Here is a 1129-nt window from a genome sequence, read left to right as displayed (position 1 = left end):
TCCTCTGCGGACTCTTCGCCGACAACCTCGGACTCGAATCCGTCGGCATCGACGACAACTTCTTCCACCGCGGCGGCCACTCCCTCCGCGCCACCAAGCTCACCTCCAGGATCCGCGACGCCTTCGGGGTGCGGCTCGGGGTGCGGGAGATCTTCCAGCACCCGACCGTGGCGCGGCTCGCCGAGCTGATCGCGGTGAGCGGCGGCGAGGAGGAGCGCCCCGCGCTGGTGGCGGGGGAGCGGCCCGAGCGGCTCCCGCTGTCCTCGGCCCAGCAGCGCCTGTGGTTCCTCGACCAGATGGAGGGGCCCTCGCCCACGTACAACATCCCGCTGGCCGTACGGCTCACCGGCGGCATCGACGTCGAGGCCCTGCGTCTCGCGCTCGCCGACGTCGCCGTACGCCACGAATCCCTTCGGACCTCCTTCCCCTCGGAGGGCGGCTCGCCGCACCAGGCGATCCGCTCCCTCGCGGCGACCGACCTCGCGCTCCCGGTGACCCCGGTGACGGAGGAGTCGCTGCCCCAGGTGCTGGCCGGACTGTCCGGCACCACGTTCGACCTCTCCACGGATCTGCCCATCCGCGCGGACCTGCTGGAGCTGTCCCCCGTGAAGCACGTGCTTCTGGTGGTGATGCACCACATCGCCTCCGACGGTTGGTCGAACGGCCCGCTCCTGCGGGACCTCGCCACGGCGTACACGGCCCGCAGCGCGGGAGCCGCGCCCGACTGGGCGCCGCTCCCGGTCCAGTACGCCGACTACACACTGTGGCAGCGGAGCCTCCTCGCCATCGATGAGGAGCGCCAAGTCGCCTTCTGGCGACAGCAGTTGGCCGAACTGCCCGAGGAGGCGACACTGCCTGCGGACCGGCCACGGCCGGCCGTCGCCTCCTACCGCGGGGCCACCCACAAGGTGACCGCCCCCGCGCACACGCACGCCGCCCTGACCGGGCTGGCGCGCGAGACCGGAACCACCCTGTTCATGGTCGCTCAGGCCGCTGTCGCCACCCTCCTGTCACGGTGCGGTGCCGGCAGTGACGTCCCGATCGGTTCGCCGGTCGCGGGGCGGACGGATCAGGCTCTCGACGATCTCGTGGGCTTCTTCGTCAATACGTTGGTTCTGCGTACGGATGT

At 71.4% G+C, this 1129-nt stretch carries 1 protein-coding gene; it reads left to right on the top strand.

The features are described 5' to 3' along the window. Positions 1–1129, top strand: a 1129-nt coding sequence (locus tag ACFQ79_RS40720; protein ID WP_383593444.1) for a condensation domain-containing protein, incomplete at both ends; no start/stop codon positions are given.

Source organism: Streptomyces sp. NPDC056480 (genome assembly GCF_042795405.1).
In the GTDB taxonomy this organism is placed as follows: Bacteria; Actinomycetota; Actinomycetes; order Streptomycetales; family Streptomycetaceae; genus Streptomyces.
Note: the sequence above shows the minus strand (reverse complement) of the source record. Positions and strands in the feature narration are given on the sequence as shown.